The sequence below is a fragment of the Burkholderia sp. BCC0419 genome, from assembly GCF_902830285.1.
GTDB lineage: Bacteria > Pseudomonadota > Gammaproteobacteria > Burkholderiales > Burkholderiaceae > Burkholderia.
Genome location: NZ_CADESR010000008.1, coordinates 98,198 through 114,895, shown reverse-complemented (window position 1 = coordinate 114,895; position 16,698 = coordinate 98,198). Strand labels below are relative to the sequence as shown.

General features: G+C 68.4%; 15 protein-coding genes. 10 read left to right on the top strand and 5 right to left on the bottom strand.

The window, feature by feature from the left end; genetic code table 11:
* Window positions 1–104: 104 nt before the first annotated feature.
* The 8 genes from HWW87_RS28765 (at window position 105) to HWW87_RS28730 (ending at window position 8,081) form a co-directional block, all read left to right on the top strand.
* Window positions 105–1,589: a PLP-dependent aminotransferase family protein gene (locus HWW87_RS28765; protein ID WP_175823142.1), complete on the top strand. Its 1,485-nt coding sequence runs from the start codon at window positions 105–107 to the stop codon at window positions 1,587–1,589.
* A gap of 96 nt (window positions 1,590–1,685) precedes the next feature.
* On the top strand, window positions 1,686–2,123 hold the full coding sequence (locus HWW87_RS28760) for a carboxymuconolactone decarboxylase family protein (RefSeq protein ID WP_027805767.1): 438 nt from the start codon (window positions 1,686–1,688) through the stop codon (window positions 2,121–2,123).
* Window positions 2,124–2,133: 10 nt separating this feature from the next.
* Complete coding sequence (locus HWW87_RS28755) at window positions 2,134–2,553, top strand: cupin domain-containing protein (protein WP_175823141.1); 420 nt, start codon at window positions 2,134–2,136, stop codon at window positions 2,551–2,553.
* 273 nt (window positions 2,554–2,826) lie between these two features.
* On the top strand, window positions 2,827–3,525 hold the full coding sequence (locus HWW87_RS28750; protein ID WP_175823140.1) for a TetR/AcrR family transcriptional regulator: 699 nt from the start codon (window positions 2,827–2,829) through the stop codon (window positions 3,523–3,525).
* Window positions 3,522–4,484 carry an HlyD family efflux transporter periplasmic adaptor subunit gene (locus HWW87_RS28745; RefSeq protein ID WP_175823139.1) on the top strand — a complete coding sequence of 321 codons (963 nt, stop codon included), beginning with the start codon at window positions 3,522–3,524 and terminating at the stop codon, window positions 4,482–4,484. Before HWW87_RS28750 ends, HWW87_RS28745 begins: the two co-directional genes overlap by 4 nt.
* Entirely contained in the window at window positions 4,481–5,428 is a 948-nt protein-coding gene (locus HWW87_RS28740; protein ID WP_175823138.1) for an ABC transporter ATP-binding protein, read from the top strand. Before HWW87_RS28745 ends, HWW87_RS28740 begins: the two co-directional genes overlap by 4 nt.
* Window positions 5,425–6,579, top strand: coding sequence for an ABC transporter permease (locus HWW87_RS28735; protein WP_175823137.1), 1,155 nt, complete (start codon window positions 5,425–5,427; stop codon window positions 6,577–6,579). The genes HWW87_RS28740 and HWW87_RS28735 overlap by 4 nt, the downstream gene beginning before the upstream one ends.
* Before the next feature lie 11 nt (window positions 6,580–6,590).
* Window positions 6,591–8,081 (top strand): efflux transporter outer membrane subunit, encoded by a 1,491-nt coding sequence (locus HWW87_RS28730; protein WP_175823136.1) that lies wholly within the window; start codon window positions 6,591–6,593, stop codon window positions 8,079–8,081.
* Window positions 8,082–8,600: 519 nt separating this feature from the next.
* Here the strand turns inward: HWW87_RS28730 and HWW87_RS28725 are convergent.
* Window positions 8,601–9,383 carry an SDR family oxidoreductase gene (locus tag HWW87_RS28725; RefSeq protein WP_175823135.1) on the bottom strand — a complete coding sequence of 261 codons (783 nt, stop codon included), beginning with the start codon at window positions 9,381–9,383 and terminating at the stop codon, window positions 8,601–8,603.
* Between the two features lie 171 nt (window positions 9,384–9,554).
* Here HWW87_RS28725 and HWW87_RS28720 point away from each other — a divergent pair, with 171 nt between their 5' ends.
* Entirely contained in the window at window positions 9,555–9,899 is a 345-nt protein-coding gene (locus tag HWW87_RS28720) for a helix-turn-helix domain-containing protein (RefSeq protein WP_279608054.1), read from the top strand.
* A 135-nt stretch (window positions 9,900–10,034) separates the two neighbouring features.
* Here the strand turns inward: HWW87_RS28720 and HWW87_RS28715 are convergent, their stop codons facing one another.
* Window positions 10,035–11,255, bottom strand: coding sequence for a porin (locus HWW87_RS28715; protein WP_175823134.1), 1,221 nt, complete (start codon window positions 11,253–11,255; stop codon window positions 10,035–10,037).
* 479 nt (window positions 11,256–11,734) lie between these two features.
* A complete protein-coding gene (locus tag HWW87_RS28710; protein ID WP_175823133.1) occupies window positions 11,735–12,802 on the bottom strand; it encodes a squalene/phytoene synthase family protein in 1,068 nt (355 codons plus the stop codon).
* Between the two features lie 371 nt (window positions 12,803–13,173).
* Here HWW87_RS28710 and HWW87_RS28705 point away from each other — a divergent pair, with 371 nt between their 5' ends.
* Window positions 13,174–14,319: a glycerophosphodiester phosphodiesterase gene (locus HWW87_RS28705; RefSeq protein WP_175823132.1), complete on the top strand. Its 1,146-nt coding sequence runs from the start codon at window positions 13,174–13,176 to the stop codon at window positions 14,317–14,319.
* 65 nt (window positions 14,320–14,384) lie between these two features.
* Here HWW87_RS28705 and HWW87_RS28700 read toward each other — a convergent pair whose 3' ends face one another.
* The gene (locus HWW87_RS28700; protein WP_175823131.1) at window positions 14,385–16,010 is read right to left on the bottom strand and encodes a rhodanese-related sulfurtransferase; all 1,626 of its coding nucleotides are present in this window, start codon (window positions 16,008–16,010) and stop codon (window positions 14,385–14,387) included.
* 105 nt (window positions 16,011–16,115) lie between these two features.
* A complete protein-coding gene (locus tag HWW87_RS28695) occupies window positions 16,116–16,682 on the bottom strand; it encodes a cysteine dioxygenase (RefSeq protein ID WP_175823130.1) in 567 nt (188 codons plus the stop codon).
* Window positions 16,683–16,698 lie beyond the last annotated feature (16 nt).

The following is a 16,698-nucleotide window of genomic DNA, read 5'->3' as shown; positions in this document are numbered from 1 at the left end:
GCCGCCCTCGCGCGAAGCGCCCGCCCCCTCGAACTGCGGCTGACACGTGCCACTTCCGGTATGCTGATTCACGCGAAATAACTCGAATCGAGGTAACCACTGCAATGGACATCGCGATCCGCATCGAAGGCCGTCACGACCTGACGGGGCAAATCTTCCGGCAACTGCGCACCGCGATCGTCGACGGGCGTCTCGAAGGCGGCGCGCGGCTGCCGTCGACGCGCGACCTCGCGAAACAGCTCGGCGTGTCGCGCAAGACGACGCTCGACGCTTTCGAGCGCCTCGTCGCCGAGGGCTACCTGAATACACGCGCCGGCGACGGCACGTTCGTCGCCGACGGCCTGGCGCGCGTGCCGCACGCGGCGACGATGTCGGCGCCGTCGATCGTCGACGAGATGCCGCGCATCGACGCGGTCGATGCGCGTGCGCTGTGGAACGACCTGCCCGACGCACTCGCGATGCCCGCGCCGCAGGACTCGCCCGCCTTCGACTTTCGCGGCGGCGTGACCGACAAGACGCTGTTCCCGTTCGACGCGTGGCGGCGCTGCCTGCATCACGCGCTGCGCCAGCAGGCGCGCGGCCCCGGCCAGTACCACGACCCGACCGGCGATCCGCAGTTGCGCGGCGCGATCGCGCGCTACGTCGGATTCAGCCGTGCGGTCGCATGCAGCTGGGACGACGTGCTCGTCACGCAAGGCGCGCAACAGGCGCTCGACCTGCTCGCGCGCGTCGTCGTGCGGCCGGGCGACGTCGTCGCGGTCGAGGATCCCGGCTATCCGCCCGCGCGCGCCGCGTTCGCATCGCTCGGCGCGACGGTGATCGGCGTGCCGGTCGATGCGCACGGCCTCGTCACGGAGCGGCTGCCGGACGACGCACGGCTCGTCTACGTGACGCCGTCGCACCAGTTCCCGCTCGGCATGCCGATGACGCTCGAGCGCCGTGTCGCGCTGCTCGAATGGGCGCAGCGCCGCCGCGCGGTGATCATCGAGGACGACTACGACGGCGAATTCCGCTTCGAGGGCCGACCGGTCGAATCGCTGAAGAGTCTCGACCGGACGGGCCTCGTCGCGTACGTCGGCACGTTCTCGAAGACGATCTTTCCCGAGCTGCGGATCGGCTACGCGATTCCGCCGCGCGCGCTGCGCGGCGCGCTGGTCAAGGCGAAGCAGATCGTCGACTGGCACACCTGCACGCTGACGCAGGCGGCGCTCGCGCGCTTCATGCACGAAGGCGATTTCGCGCGGCACCTGAAACGCGTGCAGAAGCACTACGACGCGCGTCGCAAGATGCTGATCGCGCACCTGCGCGGCGAACTCGCGCCGTGGTTCGACGCGATCGTGCCGACCGCCGGCATCCATCTCGCCGCGCACCTGAAGCCGGGGCTCAACGAAGCGGCGCTGGTCCGCGCGGCGCGGGCGCAGGACATTGGCCTGTACGGAATCTCGGCGTTCCACGTGGGCGTGCCGGTGCGCCCGGGGCTGCTGTTCGGCTATGGCGGGATCGACGCGCTGCGCATCGACACGGCGCTCGCGAAGCTGGCCGGCCTGCTGGAGGCCGGTATCGCGGGCGGGTCGCAACTGGTTACCTGAATTTCCACGGAATTGGTTATTCAAGCAGGCCAGTACGCGTCTTAAAGTGGGTCCTGTCGCGCCACCCCGGCGCTACCCAACCGAAAAGGACCTGCCATGCAACCGCGCCTGAACTTCTATGCCGCCAGCCCGAATGCCATCAAGGTGATGCGCAACGCCGAGGAATTCCTCGCGAAGAGCTCGATCGAGAAGCCGCTCGCCGAACTCGTCCGCCTGCGCGCGTCGCAGATCAACGGCTGTGCGTTCTGCGTCGACATGCACACGACCGACGCGCGCAAGGGCGGCGAAACCGATCGCCGTCTCGCGACCGTCGTCACGTGGCGCGAAACGCCGTTCTTCACCGAGCGCGAACGCGCGGCCCTGGAATGGACCGAGGCGCTGACGCTGGTGGCCGGCAACCATGTGCCCGACGCCGTCTGGGAAGCCGTGAAGCCGCACTTCACCGACGAGGAGCTGTTCGATCTGTCGATGCTGATCGCGACGATCAACTCGTGGAACCGCTTCGCGATCGCGTTCCGCAAGATGCCCGAGTAAGGCGGCGACGATGATCCGTTCCCCGCTCCATCGCGCCGCGCTGTCCGCCGGGCTCGTGCTCGCCGCGGCACTGCCGGCCGCCGCCCACGCGCACGACGCCGGCGACAGCGTGCACGCGCTCATGCAGCAGGCCGTGCCCGAAGCGCCGGCCAAGCGCGTCGTCGTCGCGACGGTCGACTATGCGCCCGGCCAGGCATCCGAAGCGCACCGGCATCTCGGCTCGGTGTTCGCCGTCGTGTCGAAAGGCGAAGTGCTGTCGCAGGTGAACGGCGGCCCGCTGCGCCGCTATCGCGCCGGCGAAGGCTGGTACGAGCCGCCGGGCTCGCGCCATCAGGTGTCGCGCAACGCGAGCGCGACCGAGCCCGCGCAACTCGTCGTGTTCGGGTTGACGGGCGAGCATCAGCCGCTGAAGTCGCCGATCGATCAGTGACGTTGTGCCGGGGCGCGTGCCGCGTGCGGCCCACGCCCGCGTTTCCCGACCGGTTTTCCCGCCGGTTCCGGGCGGTTTCCCAGCCGCGCTTTGCCGTAGCCCGTCCGCCGTTTCCCATTTAGCTGCTCCCTACACGCCGCCGCCGGCGCATTGCCCGCCGCCACGTCACGTCCGTGCCCGTCCGCGCCGCCATTCGACGCGCGTCCGGGCGCGATCGACGCCGGCGAAAACCCTTCCTTGAAATTAACTAACGCATCAATTAGCGTCGTCTGCATGAACGCGAAATCCACCGTCGCCAGGCCGCGCGGGCGCCGCCCGTCGGTGGACGATTTCGACCTGCGCGACCACATGCTCGACGTCGCGATGCAGTTGTTCGCCGAGCGCGGCATCGCCGCGACAACGGTCGCGCAGATCGCCGCCGCCGCCGGCGTCACGTCCGCGATGGTCCACTACTACTTCACGAACCGCGAGCAACTGCTCGACGCGATCGTCGAGGAACGGCTCGCGCAGGTCATCGCGTTCGTGTGGCGTCCGAGCGAGCCGCAGATCGAAAACGATCCGTTCGCGCTCGTCGCCGAACTCGTCGACCGCTTCTTCGACGTCACGCACCGCATGCCGTGGCTGCCGTCGATCTGGCTGCGCGAGATCATCCACGAAGGCGGGCTGCTGCGCGAGCGGATGCTCCGCCGCATTCCGCTCGAGCCTATCGGGCGTTTCGCCGAACGCATCCGCGGCGCGCAGCAGGCCGGCACGCTGAACCCCGCGCTCGAACCCGCGTTCCTGTTTCATTCGATCATCGCGCTCGTGATGCTGCCGCTCGCGACCGCGAAACTGTGGCAAAGCGCGCGCGGCCTGCCGCCGATCGATCGGGACGTGCTGCACCGGCACGTCCGTGCGCTGCTCGGTTCCGGCATGCAGCCGCCGGCCGCCGCGCCGCGTGCGCGGACGCGTTCGCCGCGGAGCCCGTCGTGAACGCGGCCCGCGCGCTGCCGCTCGCGCTGGCCGCGATCGCGCTGCTCGCCGGTTGCGGACGGTCCACGGACAACGGCCCGACCTACCAGGGCTATGTCGAGGGCGAATTCGTGTACCTGTCGTCGTCGCAATCGGGCACGCTGACGCAGTTGTCGGTCGCACGCGGCCAGGCCGTCGCGGCCGGCGCGCCGGCGTTCTCGCTCGAAGCCGCGAACGAAACGGCCGCGCTGTCGCAGGCGCAACATCAACTCGCCGCGGCGCGTGCGCAGCTTGCCGACCTGCAGACCGGCAAGCGCCCGCCGGAAGTCGCCGTCACGCAGGCGCAGCTCGTCCAGGCCACCGCGCAGGCCGCGCGGGCCGCCGCGCAGCTCGCGCGCGACGAGCGCCAGTACGCGGCCGGCGGCCTGTCGCAGCAGCAGCTCGACGATGCGCGCACGTCGGCTCGGACCACCGCCGCGCAGATGCGCGAACTGCACCATCAGGTCGACGTCGCCCGGCTGCCGGGCCGCGCCCAACAGGTCGCCGCGCAGGCCGCACAGGTCGACGCCGCGCAGGCGGCCGTGGCCGAAGCGCAATGGAAACTCGACCAGAAACGCATCGCCGCGCCGGCCGCCGGACGCGTGTACGACACGCTGTACCGCGTCGGCGAATGGGTGCAGGCCGGCAACCCGGTCGTGCAGATGCTGCCGCCGCAAAACCTGAAGGTCCGCTTCTTCGTGCCGGAAGCCGCCATCGCATCGCTCGCACCGGGCCGCGCGGTCGCGATCCATTGCGACGGCTGCGCGGCCGACGTGCCCGCGCACATCACCTATGTCTCGAGCGAAGCCGAATACACGCCGCCCGTGATCTACAGCAACGAGAGCCGGACCAAGCTCGTGTTCATGATCGAGGCGCGCCCCGCTGCCGCCGACGCGCCGAAGCTGCATCCGGGCCAGCCCGTCGCCGTGAGGGCGCCATGAACACGCCGGCCGCGCCTTACGCGATCGACGTCGATCGCCTGAACAAACGGTTCGGCGACAAGCACGTCGTGAAGGACGTGTCGCTGCGCGTCGCGCGCGGCGAGATCTTCGGCTTTCTCGGCCCGAACGGCAGCGGCAAGACGACGTCGATCCGGATGATGTGCGGACTGCTCACGCCCGACTCGGGCAGCGGCACCTGTCTCGGCTACGACATCGTGCGCGACAGCGCGCAGATCAAGCGGCGCGTCGGCTACATGACGCAGCGCTTCTCGTACTGGGAAGACCTGTCGATCCGCGAAAACCTCGATTTCGTCGCGCGCGTGTACGGGATGCGCGACCGCAAGGCGGCCGTCGCGCGGGCGCTCGACGGGCTCGGCCTCGCGAGCCGCGCGGACCAGCTCACGGGCGCGCTGTCGGGCGGCTGGAAGCAGCGCCTCGCGCTGGCCGCGTGCATGCTGCACGAGCCCGAACTGCTGCTGCTCGACGAGCCGACCGCCGGCGTCGATCCGGCCGCGCGCCGCGATTTCTGGGAAGAGTTGCACAGGCTGGCCGCGCAAGGGATCTCGGTGCTCGTCAGCACGCACTACATGGACGAAGCCGAACGCTGCCACAAGCTCGCTTACATCGCGTACGGCGAACTGCTTGCGCAGGGCACGTCGGCGGAGATCGTCGCGTCGCAGCACCTGTCGACGCGTACGATCACCGGCGAGCACCTGACCGAACTGTCCGAACGGTTGCGCACGATGCCGGGCGTCGACCAGACGGTCGTGTTCGGCTCGGCGCTGCACGTGAGCGGCCGCGACCGCACGCTGCTCGACGCGACACTTGAACAGGTTGCCCGCGACACGTCGCTGCGGGTCGCACCGATCGACACCGGGCTCGAGGATGTCTTCATCTTCATGATGGGCGCCTCGTCCGGGCCGCCCGGCGGGGTGTCGCCGTGAACGCGCGAGCGGGCCTGCGCGATGCGTTCTCGGTCGCGCGCTGGTGGAGCATCTTACTGAAGGAATTCCTGCAGTTGCGCCGCGACCGCGTGACGTTCGCGATGATCGTCGGCGTGCCGATCATCCAGCTCGCGCTGTTCGGCTTCGCGATCAACACCGATCCGAAACACCTGCCGACCGCGGTGATCGTTGCCGATACGAGTCCGTTCGCGCGCAGCTTCATCGCCGCGATGCGCAATTCCGCGTACTTCGACGTCGTCGCGGCGCTGCCCGACGAAGCAGCCGGCCGTCATGCGCTCGCCCGCGGCGACGTGCAGTTCGTGCTGAGCGTGCCGGCCGATTTCTCGCGGCGGCTGCTGCGCGGCGAGCGGCCGTCGCTGCTCGTCGAGGCCGATGCGACCGATCCCGTCGCGACCGCCTCGGCGATCGGCGCGCTGCCGGGCCTCGTGCAGCCCGTCGCGAACAAGGACCTGACCGGCCCGCTCGCGCACCTGAACGGCCGCCCGGCCGCGTTCGACGTCGTGCTGCACCGGCTGTACAACCCGGAAGGGATCACGCAGTACAACGTCGTGCCGGGCCTGATGGGCGTGATCCTGACGATGACGATGGTGATGATGACGGGCCTCGCGATCACGCGCGAACGCGAGCGCGGCACGATGGAGAACCTGCTCGCGACGCCCGTGCGGCCGCTCGAGGTGATGACGGGCAAGATCGTCCCGTACGTGCTGATCGGGCTGATCCAGGTGTCGATCATCGTCGCCGCGGCGCGATTCGTGTTCGACGTGCCGTTCGTCGGCGGCGTGTTCGCGATCTATCTGTCCGCGCTGCTGTTCATCGCCGCGAACCTGACGGTCGGCATCACGCTGTCGTCGCTCGCGCAGAACCAGTTGCAGGCGATGCAGCTCGCGGTGTTCTACTTCCTGCCGAACATCCTGCTGTCGGGCTTCATGTTCCCGTTCGCCGGGATGCCGAAGTGGGCGCAGTTCGTCGGCAACCTGCTGCCGCTCACCTACTTCAACCGCCTCGTGCGCGGCATTCTGCTGAAAGGCAACGGCTGGGCCGACCTGTGGCCATCCGTATGGCCGGTCGCGCTGTTCACCGTGGTCGTGATGGGCATCGCGTTGCGCTTCTACCGGCGCACGCTCGATTAGGGAACCTCACGATGAAGCCGGTTTCGCGTCGCGCGCCCCTCGCCCTGCGCGGTTGTGCATGGGCCGCCGCTGCGCTGCTCGTCGCCGGATGCGCGGTCGGGCCGGATTTCCGCGCGCCGGACCCGCCGGCCACGCCACGCTACACGCGCGACGAGCCGCCCGCGACGACCGCCGCCGCCAACGGCCCGACCGGCGACGCACAAACCTTCGCAAGCGCCGCGCACACGCTGCCACACTGGTGGACGCAGTTCGATTCCGAACCGCTGAACCGGCTCGTCGACACCGCATGGCAAAACAGCCCGACGCTCGCCGAAGCCCGCGCGCGGCTCGACGAAGCGCGGCAGAACCATGCGGCCGAAGCCGGCGCGACGCTGCTGCCGCGTGTCGACGCGAACCTGTCCGCCACGCGCGAAAAGGTCGACGTCGCCGCATTCGGGCTGCCGGCCAACGTGCCGAATCCGGGGCCGTTCACGCTGTATGACGCGTCGGTGAGCGTGTCGTACGTGCTCGACGTGTTCGGCGGCAACCGGCGCGCGCTCGAAGCACTGCGCGCGCAGGTCGACTTCCAGGCATACACGCTCGACGCCGCGCGGCTGACGCTGGCGGGCAACGTCGTCGCCACCGCGATCCTGCGCGCGTCGCTCGCGCAGCAGGTCGCCCTCACGCGACAACTCGTCGACGCACAGACGCGGCAGTTGCGCATCGTCGAAGCACGCCTGGCGGCGGGCGGCGTGTCGCAGGCCGACGTGCACGCGCAACGCGCGCTGCTCGCGCAGACGCAGGCATCGCTGCCGCCGCTCGCGGCCCGCCTCGCGCAGGCCGGCCACCGGCTCGCGATCCTGCTCGGCGCGCCGCCGTCCGACGCCGTGCTGCCCGACCTCACGCTCGATGCGCTCGCGTTGCCGCGCACCCTGCCGGTCGCGCTGCCGTCGACGCTGGCACGCGAGCGGCCCGACATCCGCGCGGCGGAAGCGGTGTTGCACCAGGCGAGCGCGAACGTCGGCGTGGCCACCGCGAACCTGTATCCGCGCTTTTCGATTTCGGCGGGAATCGGCTCGGAGCGCACGCGCATCGCGGATATCGTCAGCGGGCTCAATGTATGGAATGTCGGCCTTGGCCTCACGCAGCCGCTCTTTCACGGCGGCGAGCTTCGTGCGAAGAAACGGGCGGCCGAAGCGGCGTACGACGCCGCCTTCGCGAGCTATCGGGAAACCGTGCTGCAGGCGCTTCAGCAAGTGGCCGACGCGATGCGCGCGGTCGAACACGACGCGGCCGAATTGCAGGCTCGAGACACCGCCGCGCGGGAAGCGGCGGCCAGCAACGCGATTGCCGGCGACCGTTACGCGGCAGGCGGGATCAGCGCGTTCGACCTGCTCGACGCGCAGCGGCAGGCGCTGCAGACGGCGCTCGACCGGACGCGCGCGCAGGCCGACCGGCTTGCCGACACGGCGGCGCTGTTTCAGGCGCTGGCGGGGAACTGGACGGACGATGCAGCGCAATGACCTGCTCGAGCGCGTCGCCGCCGCTGCATGACGAGCGCGACGCGACGTTCCTCTGCGACGGCCGTTCCATTGACGCACCCCTCGACGCGTTCCCGTATCGACCGGCGTGCGTCACCTGCTGCCGTCGGAAGCAGCATGTCGAGTGGTCGTAGACGATGGCCAGCCCGACAAACTTGAATCCTGGTTGCTTCAGCGCGCTTCAACTGATGCGGGTCATGCATCCGTCGATGCTAGGGCCTGTTCACGCTAATAACGGGCTTGCGCTGGCCCCCAGAAGGGCCGAGCGCAAGGATCGCGACGAAGCGAATACTCGACGTATTCGCGAGGAGCATGACGCGGCGATCGGCCCTTCTGGGGGCCAGCCCCACGAACGATTTTTTCCAAACAGGGGAACGTGCGTTGCCGGCCGCATTGCGGCGTCGCGCGTCGCTTGTTTGGCTCGGCCAAACGGCGCTCCTTGCTCCTTGCACTGCAGCCGGCAATGCACGTTCGCAAGCCCGTTATTAGCGTGAACAGGCCCTAGACCGTCGGAACGGTCCCGCCATCGATCACATATTCGGTGCCGCTGATCGATGCCGCGCGCGGCGATACGAGAAAGGTGATCAGGTCGGCCACTTCCTGAGGCTTGGCCGGGCGACCGAGTGGAATCCCGCCAAGCGCATCCATGATGATTTTCTTGCCGCCCTCGTAATCGGTCCCCGCTTGATCCGCCAGCCGCTCGGCTAGCCGAACGGCTGCCTCGGTCTCGACCCAGCCCGGCGAAACGCGCACGACGCGGACGCCTTTCGGCGTGACTTCCTTTGACAGGCTCTTGCTGTAAGTCGACAGCGCCGCCTTCGCCGCCGCGTAGGCGGTGGTTGCCTCGGGCAGCGGCAGTTCGTCCTGTATCGACGTGACGTGGATGATGACGCCGGCCCCCTGTGCGATCATCGACGGGAGCAAAGCCCGGTCGATGCGCACGGCCGCCATCAGGTTCAGATTGAGCGCGGCATCCCATTCATCGTCGCTCAGGACTGCGAATCCTCCGCCCGGCGCGCTTGATCCCCCCAGAACATTGACGATCACGTCGATGCCGCCGAGGCGATCGAGCACTGCCTTCGACAGAACCTGGCATCCAGCCGCCGTCGTCAGATCGGCGGCGATCCAGGTGACGCCTTCAGCCGCTGTATCGGGAACCGAGCGTGCCGCGGCGACGACCGTTACGCCGGCATTTCGCAAGGATTCGACGACAGCCGCGCCAACCCCTTTGGTGCCGCCGGTGACAAGGGCTCTGCGCCCGGCAAGTTCAAGATTGAAGGTCATTGCGTGATTTCCGGAGAGAGGAACTTGATGCACCCGACTTGACGGTGCTTGACGAGGCACCGGATCGCCCGGTGCAATCGGACTCGATAAGCCAGAATGATGAAGCCAGGCGCCCGAAACAGGAAGAACGCACGAAAAAGTAAGGTACGTACTTAACGGTAAGGATGAAAATTGGAAAAGAAATGGACCCCGACCTCGGCGGCCGAGGGTGTCGACCAGGCGCTCAAGATGCTCGATGGAAAATGGAAGCTGGTGATCCTGTTCCATCTGTTCGGCGGCAACCTGCTGCGATTCTCGGAACTCGAACGAGCGATCCCCGCCATCACGCAGAAGATGCTGGCTCAGCAGCTTCGCCAGATGGAAGCAGACGGGGTGGTTCGCCGGATCGTTCACCCTCAGGTACCGCCGAAGGTCGAATACGGCCTGACCGATTGGGGGCAGGCGCTCTGCCCGGCGCTCGATGCGCTGCTGAAATGGGCCGCGCTACGCCCGCAACCCGGCGATAACGATGCCTGATTCAAACGTCACGGGCGCAACCCGAATCGCAAGATGCGTGCGGGAGTGCGCCCATGCGCTGCGCATAAAAAAACCGGCCCGAAGGCCGGTTTTTCATACCGCATGCCGTGAGCGGCGCTCGCGCGCCGCGCGACATCAGAAGCGGTGGATCATGCCGACGCCGGCGCCGATCTGGTTCTGCTTCGAACCTGCGCCCACGCCGTCGCCGATCGACGTCGTCGCATTAACGATGCCGCCGGTAAGGCCGCTGATCGTGTTGCCGCTAGCGTGCTGGTACGCTTCAACCGCGTACAGACCCGTGCGCTTCGACAGGCTGTAGTACTGCGACAGCGTGACCTGGTGGTACTTGGCCGAGCTCGAAACACCGTTCGACTGCGTTGCCGCCGTGTACGAGTAGCCTGCCGCGAAGTCCCACTGCGGCGATGCCTTCCAGTGCAGCACGGCGCCTGCCGTGTTGAAGATCGCCGTGTTGCGGAATGCCGAGCCCACGCCCGGGATGTACTGGACGTTCGAGTACGACACCGAGATGTCCCACGCCGGCGTGAACTGGTAACCGGCCGTCACGGCGAGACGCTGTTGCGACTGTGCCGTCTTGTAACCGCCGTTGATCGACGAGACTGCCGGCTGGTTGCCGTCGCCCGTTGCCGTCAGACCGTTCTCGACCGTCGAGTTCGCGCCCCACACGCCGCCGCCGAGCGTCGCATTGTTGACCTTCTGGTAGCCGACCGCGATGCCTGCCGGGCCGTTCAGGTACTGGATCGCCGCGCTCCACGTCGAGCCGCGGTTCGTCGCGCCTGCGACGCCGCCGAACGAGTACGAACCGCCGACCGTGAAGCCGTAGAACTTCGGCGACATGTAGACGAGCGAGTTGTTCGCGCGGTAGCTGGTATCCAGCGAATCGATATCGCCCGGGTGCGCGCCGTAGTAACCGGTCAGCCAGGTCGTCGGGCTGTACGGCGACAGCAGCGTGTAGTACGCGGTGTACTGGCGGCCGGCCGTCAGCGTACCGTACGCGGTGTTGGTCAGGCCAACCCATGCCTGACGCGTGAAGATGCCGTTGGTCCACTGCGACGAGCCGTTAGCCGTGTTGACGCCGGCTTCCAACTGGAAAATCGCCTTCGTGCCGCCGCCGAGATCTTCGCTGCCCTTCAGGCCGAAGCGGCTGCCTGCCCACACGCCGGTGGACATCTGCACCTTCGAGTGACCACCCGAGATCGCGCTGGTGCCCGACGAGTTGTTCTGCCAAGCGATACCGTTGTCGACGATACCGTACAGGGTCACGCTGCTCTGGGCGTGGGCGGCGGTAGCGGCTGCGAGACCCACTGCCGTCATGGCGAAAGCGACGCGCTTTTTCATTGATTCTCCGTCCTCAAAGAATGTTTCTTTTCTGGTGTGGTTTTATGACCGACACATGTGCGAGTACATGCCGACGCGATTCTGACGGATTACCAATTGTTTCCCAACATGTGCAGTCGGTCATCGTATGATCGACGCAACGCGGCGGTTCACCAAACGGTTACATGACAGCCCGAAACGCTTGTGCGGCGGGCGTTTCCGGCATTTGCCGGTGAAAACCCTAGCTTTACATTTTTACGGGTGCAACGCGACCGACCGATGTCGTCAGACGCCTTCGGCGACAAAACATCTTACAAATGCGCGATCGAAGCTGACGCCGCGATTCACGCCGCCGCGCAGGATCGCCGACGTTCGTGACACCCACATTTCGAGACACGAAATCATGAAAACGTTTTAGTCGGCGTGTCGGAGACCGGACGGGTACGGCCCGACGAACGCGGGCCGGGAGGCGATACCGGCGCCTGTCGCGCCGGCGATCTTCAGTGCTGCGTTGCGGGGCGCGCGAGCCGCGCGCTCACGGCATCGGCGAGCGCGGTCAGGCGCGCGCGGATCGCCGTGTTCGAACCGACCAGCGCGAGCGACGCCGCCATGATCCGGTAGATGCGCTTTCTCGGCACCTTGGCCGGCTGCGCCGGGTCGAGCCACGCAGCGTGGCCGGCCAGCAGCTCGAGCGTTTCGAGGCCGATCATGATCGGCCACAGGCAGGCGAGCCGCAGCCGCACGAAACGGCGCGGGATCGCGAGCGTATACAGGCAGGCGTCGCGATACTGGTCGAGCGCGACGCGCAGCAGGTCGACCAGCACGCCGCGCGCGCGCGCCGAAGCCTCGGGCTGCATCAGGTCGGCCACGACGAGCCCGTGCGCGCCCAGCACGTCGTCGGGCAGGTAGCAGCGGCCGATGCGCAGGTCCTTCGCGCAGTCGCGCAGGATGTTGGTCATCTGCAGCGCCTTGCCGAAACGGATGCCCTTCTCCCGCATGTCCGGCAGATCCCAGCCGCGCGCGGCGCGCGTGTGCGCGCCCGTCATGTCGGTCCAGAACTCGCCGACGCAGCCCGCGACGAGGTACGTGTAGCGGTCGAGCATGTCGCGCGTCGGCAGCGATGCGACCTGCCCCGACTGCTCGTCCGGAAACGTGCGCAGGTCGAATTCCATCCCCGCGGTGAGCGTCGCGACGACCTTGCGGATCGACGCGCGATCGGCCTCCGGCTGCGCGCGCAGCAGCGCGAGCATCGGCTCCATCGAGCCGAGCAGCAGGTGTTCGTGCGAATCGGTCTGCATCCGCGTCACGTCCTCGAGCGAACGCGACAGCGCCGCGCCGTCGCCGAGCCGCTCGACGTCGTCGCGCAGGTCGGTCAGCAGCGCCGCCCGCCGGTCGGGCGCGACGAGCGCCGTGTCGGCGATCGTGTCGGCCGCGCGCGCAAGCAAATACGCGAGGCCGACCGGGTCGCGCATGCCGTCGGGCAGCACGCGCAGCGTCAGGTAGAAGGAGCGGGAAACGTTCTTCAGCAGTTCGCCGAGCAGATAGGCGGGATCGGTATGGGTCGTCATGGGTCGGGAAAAATCGGCCGGCGCGGGCCCCGGACGCACACGGGCGCCGGACGCCCGCGCCGGCCCGCGAGTCGCCGCATCGTCGCGCCCGGCAGGCGTCGGCCCCGGTGCGGCGATGCAAAATTCCCGCAAGTTTAGTGCATCCGGCGCGCGGGTTCGCTGCGACGGCCGGAATGCTTGCGCGAACAAGCCTGTCATCAACCGCCCTGGCGCATGCCTCGCCCCCAAAAAATCAACAGAAAGGTCGAAGTAATACATATGTAATTATTCGATGCGACGATCGCGCACCGTTCGATTCCGCGTAGCCCGGCGCCCTGCCGGCCCACCGGAGCGAGCGCCCTTTTCCGACTCCGTTTCGAAGGTTCATCGACATGCTCCTCAAGCGCCCGACCTCCCTGCGCTACGTCCCGTTCGCCTGTGCCGCCGCGTTCCTGCTCGCCGCGTGCGGCGGCGACGACGATCTGACGCGCGATCCCACCCAGCCGATTTCCGCGAAGGTCCAGGTGGTCGGCCATCGCGGCGCGAGCGCGCTGCGCCCCGAACACACGCTCGCGTCGTACCGCAAGGCGATCGAGGACGGCGCGGACGTGATCGAGCCCGACCTCGTGTCGACCCGCGACGGCGTGCTCGTCGCCCGCCACGAGAACGAGATATCGGGCACGACGAACGTGTCGGCGCTGCCGCAGTTCGCGAGCCGCAAGGCGACCAAGACGATCGACGGCGCGCAGTTGACCGGCTGGTTCACCGAGGATTTCACGCTCGCCGAGCTGAAGACGCTGCGGGCGCGCGAGCGCATTCCGCAGGTGCGCCCGGCCAACACCGCGTACAACGACCAGTTCGAGATTCCGACGTTCGACGAGATCGTCGCGCTCGCGAAGCAGATGTCCGCGCAGACCGGCCGCACGATCCACCTGTATCCGGAGACCAAGCATCCGACCTACTTCCAGTCGATCAACCTGCCGCTCGAGGACCGTCTCGTCGACGCGCTGCTGAAGGATTCGTACACGTCGCGCACGGCGACCGTCTACATCCAGTCGTTCGAAGTCGCGAACCTGAAGACGATCCGCAACCGGATCAAGTCGAGCCAGCCGAACTGGAAGCTCGTGCAGTTGATGGACGAAGCCGGCCAGCGCCCGTACGACTTCGTGAAGGCGAACGACACGCGCACCTACGGCGACCTGTCGACGCGCGACGGCATGCGCGAGATCACGACCTATGCGAACGGCGTCGGGCCGTACAAGACGTCGATCATCGCGGTCGCCGCGGACGGCACACTGCAGCAGCCGACGCCGTACGTGCGCTATGCGCACGAGGCCGGCCTCGTCGTGCATCCGTACACGTTCCGCCCGGAGAACAACTTCCTGCCCGCGTCGCTGAAGGACGGCGGCACGCCGGCCACGCGCAACACGGCCGGCTCGGTGCGCGAGATCCAGGCATACCTGCGCGCGGGCATCGACGGCTTCTTCACCGACGATCCGGCCGTCGGCCGCACGGCCGTCGATACGTTCAAGCGCTGATACGAAGCGCCGACCCGCATCGCGACCGGGCGCCGCGCACGCCGCGCCCGGTTGTGCCGCGTCGGTCAGATCACGTTGAAGTGGTGCGTGCCGTCCCGCTTCAACTGGTCGACCAGCCCGTATTCCCAGTCGAGATACGCCTGCATCGCCGCCGCCGCGTTGTCGGTGCCTTCGTACGGGCGCCGGTAGCGGTCGACGCGCGGCGACGCCAGATGCGTGTCGCCGCTTTCAAGCGGCAGTCCGGCGTCGATCCACGCGGCCGTGCCGCCGGTCAGCACCCGGATGTCGGCCGACGCCGGCAGCAGCGCGCGGGCGTCGTGCGCCGCGAACCGCGCCAGCAGGCTCGATCCGCACGTGAACACGTAGCGCTTCGCGGGCGGAATCGCCGCCAGCGCGTCGCGCAACTGCGCGCGCACGGCAAACCACGCGCCCGGGATATGACGCTTCACGTAGTTCGCGCTGGCCGTCACGTCGACGATCGCGAGCTCGCCGGGCGCGGCCTCCTTCAGCCAGCCGGCGAGCGTCGCGGGCGACACGTCGGTCGCGGGCGGCGTCGCCGGCACGTCGCGCGGCGGCTGGCCGCGCTCGGCGAATGCCGCGGCACCGGCCGGTTCGACGACGCGCACGTCCCAGCCCATCTGAGCGAGCCACGATGCGGTCATGTCCGCGCGCACGCCGTCGTCGTCGGCCAGCACGATCCGCGCGCCGCGCACGGCCGCGTGATGGTCGGTCTCCTGCACGAGCTGGCCGCCCGGCGTGCTCAGGAAGCCCGGCAGATGCCCGGCTTCGTATTCCTCCGGCGTACGCACGTCGAAGCGGTACAGCGTGCGGCCCGGCTCGTCGAGCGCGGCGACATCGGCCAGTGCGATGCGCGGCACGCCGGCGCGCTCGGCCACCGCGCGGGCGGCCCGACGCGCTTCGGCGCGCTGCGCCGCGTCGATCTCGTCCGGAAAGCGGCGCGCGGCGCCGCGCTCGAGCGTCTGGCCGGCCAGCGTCCAGCCGATCGTGCCGTTGCGCAGCGCGGCGACCGGATTCGGCAGCCCCGCGTTGACGAGCGACTGCGTGCCGACGATGCTGCGCGTGCGGCCCGCGCAGTTGACGATCACCTGCGTCCGCGGATCCGGCGCGAGCGCGCGCACGCGCAGCACGAGTTCCGCGCCCGGCACGCTGGTCGACGTCGGGATGTTCATCGTCTGGTACTCGTCGAAGCGGCGCGCGTCGACGATCACGACATCGGCTTTTGCGTCGATCAGCGCCTGCACCTCCTGCGCGGACAGCGACGGCGTATGGCGCTCGGCCTCGACCCATTCGCCGAACGACTTGCTCGGCACGTTCACGTCGATGAACAGTTCGCCGCCCGCGGCGACCCAGCCCGCGAGGCCGCCGTCGAGCAGCCGCACGTCGGTGTAGCCGAGCCGCGCGAGCGTCGCGGCCGCGCGCGGCGCGAGATCCTCGCCGCCCGCTTCGCCGAACACGACGACCGGCGTGTCGCGGCGCGGAATCCGCGTCCACGCGTCGAGTTCGAGCTTCGACAACGGAAAGTTGGCGGCCCACAGCGGATGGCCCTGTGCGTACGGATCTTCCTCGCGTACGTCGATCAGCGCGATCTCGTCGCGGGCCAGCAGGCGCGCGCGTACGTCCTGGTACGACGCGACGGGAAAGCGGGAAGTGGAATCGGCGGATTGCGTCACGATGTCTCGATGTTGAATACGTTGAAGTCGGTGAAGAAAGCGGAACGGCGCAAGCGTGGCCCTGCCGGCACGCACCCGCAACGGGCCGCGCGAGCGGGTTTTGCGTCAGGCATTCGAATAGCCTGACACGAACGGCTTCACGGTACCGTCGTCCAGATACACCGCGCGCTCGACCTTGCCGATGTTCGCGCCGTACACGTGGATGCTGATCGATACGCGGTCGGCGAACGCGTTGGTCACGCGATGCACGTCGCCGATGCGCGGCGACACGGCCTCGACCTCGCCCGGCTGCAGCCGCACGGCGTCGCCCGCGGGCACCGGCTTGCCGGCCGCGTCGAACCGGTACGGCTGCGAGAACTCGCCGCCGCGCAGCATTCCGATCAGCCCCCACACCGTGTGGTCGTGGATCGGCGTCGTCTGGCCGGGCCCCCACACGAAGCTGACGACCGAGAAGCGCTCGTCCGGGTCGAGATGCAGCAGGTATTGCCGGTAGCGCTCGGGGTCGGGCTGCGCGAATGCGTCGGGCAACCAGTCGTCGTGTTCGACGAGCGCGGCGAGCAGCGCGCCGCCCTCGTCGAGAATGCGCGCCTCGTTCGCGCCGGACGCGAGCAGCGCATCCAGCCCCTCGACGAACGGACGCAGCGGCGTCTGTTGCAACGAAAGCGTACTCATCGGCCGTCTCCTCGAA

Coding starts and splice junctions, on each gene's coding strand:
- HWW87_RS28765 (WP_175823142.1), top strand. CDS start 105: ATGGACATCGCGATCCGCATCGAAGGCCGTCACGACCTGACGGGGCAA.
- HWW87_RS28760 (WP_027805767.1), top strand. CDS start 1,686: ATGCAACCGCGCCTGAACTTCTATGCCGCCAGCCCGAATGCCATCAAG.
- HWW87_RS28755 (WP_175823141.1), top strand. CDS start 2,134: ATGATCCGTTCCCCGCTCCATCGCGCCGCGCTGTCCGCCGGGCTCGTG.
- HWW87_RS28750 (WP_175823140.1), top strand. CDS start 2,827: ATGAACGCGAAATCCACCGTCGCCAGGCCGCGCGGGCGCCGCCCGTCG.
- HWW87_RS28740 (WP_175823138.1), top strand. CDS start 4,481: ATGAACACGCCGGCCGCGCCTTACGCGATCGACGTCGATCGCCTGAAC.
- HWW87_RS28730 (WP_175823136.1), top strand. CDS start 6,591: ATGAAGCCGGTTTCGCGTCGCGCGCCCCTCGCCCTGCGCGGTTGTGCA.
- HWW87_RS28725 (WP_175823135.1), bottom strand. CDS start 9,383: ATGACCTTCAATCTTGAACTTGCCGGGCGCAGAGCCCTTGTCACCGGC.
- HWW87_RS28715 (WP_175823134.1), bottom strand. CDS start 11,255: ATGAAAAAGCGCGTCGCTTTCGCCATGACGGCAGTGGGTCTCGCAGCC.
- HWW87_RS28710 (WP_175823133.1), bottom strand. CDS start 12,802: ATGACGACCCATACCGATCCCGCCTATCTGCTCGGCGAACTGCTGAAG.
- HWW87_RS28705 (WP_175823132.1), top strand. CDS start 13,174: ATGCTCCTCAAGCGCCCGACCTCCCTGCGCTACGTCCCGTTCGCCTGT.
- HWW87_RS28695 (WP_175823130.1), bottom strand. CDS start 16,682: ATGAGTACGCTTTCGTTGCAACAGACGCCGCTGCGTCCGTTCGTCGAG.